General features: G+C 71.8%; 6 protein-coding genes. 4 read left to right on the top strand and 2 right to left on the bottom strand.

The features are described from left to right. Positions 1–2 precede the first annotated feature (2 nt). The 3 genes from nadA (at position 3) to Q0A33_RS14685 (ending at position 3,652) form a co-directional block, all read left to right on the top strand. Entirely contained in the window at positions 3–1,295 is a 1,293-nt protein-coding gene (gene nadA / locus Q0A33_RS14695) for a quinolinate synthase NadA (RefSeq protein ID WP_291798435.1), read from the top strand. Positions 1,296–1,345: 50 nt separating this feature from the next. After that, complete coding sequence (gene nadC, locus Q0A33_RS14690; RefSeq protein WP_291798433.1) at positions 1,346–2,305, top strand: carboxylating nicotinate-nucleotide diphosphorylase; 960 nt, start codon at positions 1,346–1,348, stop codon at positions 2,303–2,305. Positions 2,306–2,416: 111 nt separating this feature from the next. Then, the gene (locus Q0A33_RS14685) at positions 2,417–3,652 is read left to right on the top strand and encodes an aminotransferase class V-fold PLP-dependent enzyme (RefSeq protein WP_291798430.1); all 1,236 of its coding nucleotides are present in this window, start codon (positions 2,417–2,419) and stop codon (positions 3,650–3,652) included. 12 nt (positions 3,653–3,664) lie between these two features. Here the strand turns inward: Q0A33_RS14685 and Q0A33_RS14680 are convergent, their stop codons facing one another. After that, positions 3,665–4,312, bottom strand: a complete 648-nt coding sequence (locus Q0A33_RS14680) for a GyrI-like domain-containing protein (RefSeq protein ID WP_291798427.1) — start codon at positions 4,310–4,312, stop codon at positions 3,665–3,667. A 78-nt stretch (positions 4,313–4,390) separates the two neighbouring features. Then, complete coding sequence (locus Q0A33_RS14675; protein WP_291798424.1) at positions 4,391–5,002, bottom strand: class I SAM-dependent methyltransferase; 612 nt, start codon at positions 5,000–5,002, stop codon at positions 4,391–4,393. Between the two features lie 112 nt (positions 5,003–5,114). Here Q0A33_RS14675 and Q0A33_RS14670 point away from each other — a divergent pair, with 112 nt between their 5' ends. After that, positions 5,115–6,578: a histidine kinase gene (locus Q0A33_RS14670; RefSeq protein WP_291798421.1), complete on the top strand. Its 1,464-nt coding sequence runs from the start codon at positions 5,115–5,117 to the stop codon at positions 6,576–6,578. Positions 6,579–6,604: the final 26 nt, after the last annotated feature.

Below are 6,604 nucleotides of genomic sequence, written 5' to 3'. Positions count from 1 at the left end.
GCCTGCGTGCTCCCGGCATACGCCGCACGGGCGGCGCAGCCTCCTCGGCCTCGTCCTGCAGTCCGGAGCTCACCACCGCCCCCTGGACCATCGATCGCCGCGGCCCCGGCTATGGCCCCGGTGCCTCCCAGGAGGACCGGGCCCCGGCCTCGGCCCCGGTGCAGGGACCCGTGCCGGAGGAGTACCGGAACCTCGACGAGGATCAGCTCCACGCCCGGATCACCGCCGCCAAGGAGGCCCTGGGCGAGCGCGTCGTGGTGCTGGGGCACTTCTACCAGCGCGACGAGATCGTGACCCACGCGGATTTCCTGGGCGAGTCCTTCCAGCTGGCGAGGGCCGCGCTCGGCCGTGAGGAGGCCGAGTACATCGTCTTCTGCGGAGTCCACTTCATGGCCGAGCCCGCCGACGTCCTCTCCCGCGACGACCAGGCCGTCATCCTGCCCAATCTGGCGGCGGGCTGCTCGATGGCGGACATGGCAGACGTGGCAGGGGTGGAGGACTGCTGGGCGCAGCTGACCCGGGTGCTCGCCGAGGAGGGCGGCTCCCTCGACACCCCGGACGAGACCGGGAAGGTGCCGGTCATGCCCATCACCTACATGAACTGCTCGGCCGCGCTCAAGGCCTTCGTGGGCAGGCACGGCGGGATCGTGTGCACCTCCTCGAACGCCGCCGTGGTGCTGGAGAGGGCGTTCGAGAAGGCCCACCGCGTCCTGTTCTTCCCGGATCAGCACCTGGGCCGGAACACGGCGCGGGCGATGGGGATCGGGCTGGAGCGGATGCCCCTGTGGTCGCCGGGGAAGCCGCTGGGCGGCAACGGCAACACAGTCGCCTCGCTGGAGGACTCGGCCGTGATCCTGTGGCACGGCTTCTGCTCCGTGCACAAGCGCTTCACGGTGGACCAGATCTCCGCCGCCCGCGCGGAGCACCCGGACGTGCGGGTGATCGTGCACCCGGAGTGCCCCATGGAGGTGGTGGACGCCGCCGACGAATCCGGCTCCACGGACCACATCCGCCGCGCGATCGAGTCCGCTCCCGCCGGATCCACGTTCGCCATCGGCACGGAGATCACGATGGTGAGCAGGCTCGCGGCAGAGCACCCCGAGCACACGATCTTCTGCCTCGATCCCGTGGTGTGCCCCTGCTCCACGATGTACCGCATCCACCCCGCCTACCTCGCCTGGGTGCTGGAATCGCTGGTGGCGGGCGAGGTCGTCAACCGGATCACGGTGCCCGAGGCCGAGGCCGCCGATGCCCGCCTGGCCCTGGACCGCATGCTGGAAGCGGTGCCGAGGTGAGCAGGGCGATGTCTGTGCCAGTGACTGAGGCAGTGGCTGGAGCTGGGGCAATGGCTCCCGGCCCGGCTGCGGCTGACAGAGCGGCTCCGGTCCCCGCGGCTCCCGTCCCGGCCGCGGCCGTGCGGCGGATCGCGCAGGCGGCGCTGCAGGAGGACGCGCCCCGGGGCGACGTGACGGCTGCGACCTTCGTGCCGGCCGGCATGCGCACCCGGGCGGCGGTCGTCGCCCGGGAGGCCGGCGTCATGGCCGGCGGAGAGGTGTTCGCCGCGGTGGTGCGCGAGGCCGCCGCGCATGCAGGCACCGGGGAGTGCCGGGTGCAGCAGACCGTGTCCGAGGCCGCCCCCTTCTCCGCCGGTGACGTCCTCCTCACCGTGGAGGGACCGGCGCACACGCTGCTGCTGGCCGAGCGCACCGCGCTCAACCTCCTGCAGCGCATGTGCGCCGTCGCCGCGCTCACCTGGCAGTACGCGGATGCCGTGAGCGGCTGCGTCTCCGCGGCGACGGGCCGGCCGGTGCGCATCGCCGACACCCGGAAGACGACTCCGGGCCTGCGCATCCTCGAGCGGTACGCCGTGCGCTGCGGCGGCGGTGCCAACCACCGCGACGGGCTCTCCGATGCGGTGATGCTCAAGGACAACCACGTGACTCTGCTGGGCGAGGGCGAGCAGCTCACCGCCGCGCTGCGTGCGGGACGGGCGCGTCTGGGACACACCGTGCACGTCGAGGTCGAGGTGGACCGCCTGGACCAGATCGAGGCCGTGGCGGACGCGGGCATCGACACGATCATGCTGGACAACTTCTCCCCTGCAGAACTGGTCGAGGGCATCCGCCTGGTGGACGGCAGAGCGCTCGTGGAGGCCAGCGGCGGCGTGAGCCTGCAGACGGTCCGCGCAATTGCAGAAACCGGCGTGGACGTCATCTCCGTGGGGGCGCTCACGCATTCCGTCCGCAACCTGGATCTGGGCCTGGACACGGTGGATCGCGATTCCCACGCCGCCTGCGGCGCATAGCACCACCATACGTACGGCACCGGTGGTGGAGTGCCACGCAGCAGGTGGCGACCCGCGACCGCACGATGGCGTCGCAGCCATCCGGCGGCACCCGCACGAAGGAGCACTCTCATGCTGTACCTCGACCATGCGGCCTCGGCACCCCTGTCCCAGGCGGCGCTGGATGCCATGCACCCGTGGCTCACCGGCGGACTCGGCAATCCGGCCAGCGTCCACGGGGCCGGGAAGCAGATGGCGGCGGCCCTGGAGGCGGCCCGCGAGCTGGTGGCGGAGCTGCTCAGCACTCCCGCAGATGCCAGGGTGACTGCCGAGGAGGTGGTGTTCACCTCCGGCGGATCCGAGTCCAACGCCATGGCCGTCCTGGGCCTCGCCCGCGCCGCCCGCGACCGCGATCCCGCACGCACCCGCCTGCTGGTGAGCGCGGTGGAGCACTCCTCCGTGCTCGACCCCGCCGCCCAGCTGGCCGAACGCGAGGGCTTCGAGCTCGTCACCCTGCCGGTGGACGGCACGGGGGCCGTACGTCCGGATGTGCTGGCCGAGGAGCTGGGCCTCGGGGATCAGATGGACGCGGAGGGCGACCGGAACGCCCCGCCCCACCGGGACGACCTGCGCGGACAGTGTGCCCTTGTGGCCGTGCAGGCGGTGAACAACGAGGTGGGTACACTCCAGCCCATCGCCGAGGTGGCCGCACTCGCCCATGCAGCCGGCGCCCCGGTGATGGTCGATGCCGTGGCCGCGGTGGGAGCGGTGGAGCTGGCAGAGATCGCACGCCATGCCGATGCGCTCACGCTCTCCGCCCACAAGCTCTCCGGGCCGCAGGGGGCAGGACTGCTGCGGCTGGCACCCGGTACGCCGTTCGTGCCGCTCATGCCCGGCGCGCAGGAGAGCGGGCGGCGCGCCGGCACCCCGGGCGTGGCCTCTGCCCTGGGCGTGGCGGCGGCGCTGCAGGACACGCTCGAACGGGCCGCGCACAGCGAACAGCATCGGCTCCGCGCACGGCTCGAGGCGACCGTGCTCCACGCCGCGGACGGGCGGGCGCGGGCCACCGGCCCCACTGATCCTGCGCGGCGCTCGCCATTCATCGCCTCCTTCACCTTCCCCGGCCTCGGCGGCGAGACCCTGCTCCTGGAGCTCGAGGAACGCGGCGTGCTGTGCTCCTCCGGCTCCGCCTGCCACGCCGGCTCCACGGAACCCAGCCATGTGCTGCAGGCGATGGGACTGAACGCGGACGAGGCGCGCAGTGCGGTGCGCATGAGCATCGGCCCGGAGTTCGCGGAGGAGGACCTCGCCGCCGTCGCCGAGGCCGTCACCGGTGCCGTCCGCGCCGTCACCGACCTGGGGGTGTGAGGACGGTGCCGGTCAGGCGGGATCCGCTTCCTCCACCGGCTGGCGGAGCAGCGTCCGCAGCTTCTCCGGGGCGGTCCGGCGGAGGTCGCTGAAGTACACCTCATGATGCGTGCCGGTCATGCGCAGGCCGTTGTCCGGAATGAAGCTGTGGTGCATCTCTGCGAGGACAGGACCCTCCTCATCGAAGGGGCCCACGTGGAGCGTCTGGACGCATCTGCCCTCTTCGAGCCGCTCGAGGCGGACGTCGTCCAGGCGCGCGGGACGCCTCTTGGCGCTGGAACGGCCCTTGGCACCGGCGCGGGCCACGGCCTCGGCGAGGAGGGGTGCTTCGATCCAGCCGGGGACGAGGAGCATCATCGTCCAGTCCCACTGAGATGTGTCGCGAGCGGTGGTGAAGGCGTCCATGTCCTCGGCCCACCAGAGGCCCTCCAGCGGAGGCACCACGTAGTCCCGGCCCAGCTCCTGCCTGCTGGCGAACTTCAGCGAGTAGGCCACGGGATAGAGAGCGGCGAGCGCCTCCGCGAATTCCGGGGAGGTGTTGGGGTCGCCGTGGCCGTCGATCATGAGGTAGCGCTGCGCGGGCACATCGAGGATGCGGAACGTGCCGCCGGAGGCTCGGTAGTGCTCGAGTGTGCGCTTGAAGTCGATCTTCTCGCCCATGCCGTGCCCTCCGCACTCCCCCGCGCTGCGCTCCGTGCCTCCCAGGCTACAGCCGGCGGCCGAGCGCAGCGCCCCGGTTCAGAGCGGCCGGTGCCAGACCAGCGCGTACCTCCAGAGCGGCAGCCGATTCCACCGCACTCCCGTCAGCACGCGCCGTGCAGTGCGGCGGACCGTCGCATAGTCATGCGGAGGCGGCCAGACCATCGGTGCGGTGTGCTCCCAGAACCCGTGCCGACGCACCAGCCACCGGTGCTGCACGGCGCCTGCCAGATCGAACAGCAGGTCAGCCGGTCTGCGCGACCGGGCGAGGCCCACCACCGCGAGCACGCCCCCGGGAGCCGTCAGATCCGCCAGCCGCAGGAGTGCTGCCTCGAGGTCCGGCAGGTGGTGCAGGGTCGCCACCGAGGCGACGACATCGAAGGGGTGGTCGAACGCGTGCGTCATGACGTCGCCGTGGACCCACGAGGTCCGCTCGCAACCGGCTTGTGCGCAGTGCCGCCGTGCGTTGTCGAGCACCGCGACATCGGCATCGAGACCCGTCACATCCGGCACCGTACGGCTCAGCTCCGCAGTGAGCAGGCCGTTGCCGCAGCCCACGTCCAGAGCGGAATGGGCACCCGCAGGCACAGCGTCGAGGATCAGCCGGTGGTAGTGGATATTGTGATTCCACGGATGAGCGGGGATCTCCATCCCTCCACGCTACGGTGCCGCGCTGTGCGCTGGTCTTCGCGCGCCTTCCCCACCGCAAGATCCGTCCACAGGCAGACGCGCTCACCGCCTGCTGCCCTCCATGATGAGGAGCATGGAATCCGAACTGGCTGACGACCCCCGGCAGACCCGCACCGTCGTCCTCGTGGTGGGCGGGCTGAGCCTGGTCACCGGCGCACTCTTCGTCTGGGCGATCACGGCGACCGCCGCGGGCGGTGGATTCACCGGTGAACCCGCGCTGTGGACCTACCTCGTCTTCGTCGCGGCCAACTCGCTCGCCGCCGGCTTCCTGTGGTGGCACCGCACTCATCCTCTGCGCGTGTGCACCGCCGTCCTCCTCGTCTTCGCGCTGAGCTCACTGCTCGCTGGCCACACGGGCAATGCCGGGATGACGCTGCCCCTGTGGTTCAGCGTCTATGCCGTCGCCGCCCATGCACCGCAGCGTGCGGGCCTCGCGCTCGTGGGCACCGGCTGGCTGGTCAGCGCCGCGCTGCGGATCGGCACAGCCGTGGCCGACGGCAGGCTCGCCGAATACCCGCCGGGCGCTCTGCTTCCTGCCATCGGCCTGTCCGCCCTGGATCCGGGCTTCTTCTTCCTCACCTGCTTCGCCCTCGGCACCGGATTCCGGCTGCAGCGACAGCGCGCCCGGGATGCCGCGGAACGCGCCCGCCTCCTCGAGGAGCGGACCCGTCTGGTCGAGGACCGCGCACACGCGCGCAACGCCGAGGCAGTGGCACGCGAGCGCAATCGCATGGCCCGCGAACTCCACGACCTCGCCGCCCACGAGCTCATGGACGTGCTGCTCTCCGTGCGCGCGCTGCGGATCACCAGCGACGACCCCGTTCTCTCTGAGGTCGAGGAGAAGACCGCACGGGCCCTGAACGACATGCGCACAGTGGTCCGCACCCTCCGTGAGGACGACAGTGAGGCGCCGGAGCACGCACCGCTGGAGGAGACCGCGCAGCGGCTGATCGAGACGCTCACGGCCGAACGCGGCCTGCACGTGGACACCCGCCTCCACCTGGCCGCGCCCGTCCCGCCGGCGGCCGCACAGGCCGTGCTGAGCGTGCTGAAGGAGACCCTGCTCAATGCCCACGCGCATGCACCGGGCCAGCCCCTCACCGTCGTGCTCGAGACGCTCCCGCCTTCCGCTGGTGAGGGGGACCGGGCCCGGGGCCGGGACGCAGCACCGGTGGACCGGGAAGAAGCACCGGGGCGGACCGTGCCCGAGGCCTCGGGCACGGGCTCCGACAGCAGACTCACACTGCGCCTGACCGTCAGCAATCCGCTGGGACCGACCGCCCACGCCACCGGCACGACCGGCACGGGATACGGACTGGTGGGAGCGGTGGAACGGGCCGCACTCCTCGACGGGAGCTTCCATGCGGGCCCGGACGGGCAGGGGCACTGGACAGCGACGCTGCTGCTGCCGGTTCCCGCCGAAGCCGCAGACGGGGCCGAAACCGGACGCCCCGCCTCGGTCCCGCCCGACTCGGCCCACAGTCCCGCAACACCTACCGCTTCCCCCACCCTGCTCACCGCCCAGGAGGACTCATGATCCGCGTGCTCATCGCCGACGACCAG

Origin of the sequence: Brevibacterium sp., assembly GCF_022712115.1 — a bacterium.
In the GTDB taxonomy this organism is placed as follows: Bacteria; Actinomycetota; Actinomycetes; order Actinomycetales; family Brevibacteriaceae; genus Brevibacterium; species Brevibacterium salitolerans.
Note: the sequence above shows the minus strand (reverse complement) of the source record. Positions and strands in the feature narration are given on the sequence as shown.

Bases quoted from the DNA above. Each gene is read 5' to 3' on its own strand.
- nadC (WP_291798433.1), top strand. From the start codon at position 1,346: ATGGCTCCCGGCCCGGCTGCGGCTGACAGAGCGGCTCCGGTCCCCGCG.
- Q0A33_RS14685 (WP_291798430.1), top strand. From the start codon at position 2,417: ATGCTGTACCTCGACCATGCGGCCTCGGCACCCCTGTCCCAGGCGGCG.
- Q0A33_RS14680 (WP_291798427.1), bottom strand. From the start codon at position 4,312: ATGGGCGAGAAGATCGACTTCAAGCGCACACTCGAGCACTACCGAGCC.
- Q0A33_RS14675 (WP_291798424.1), bottom strand. From the start codon at position 5,002: ATGGAGATCCCCGCTCATCCGTGGAATCACAATATCCACTACCACCGG.
- Q0A33_RS14670 (WP_291798421.1), top strand. From the start codon at position 5,115: ATGGAATCCGAACTGGCTGACGACCCCCGGCAGACCCGCACCGTCGTC.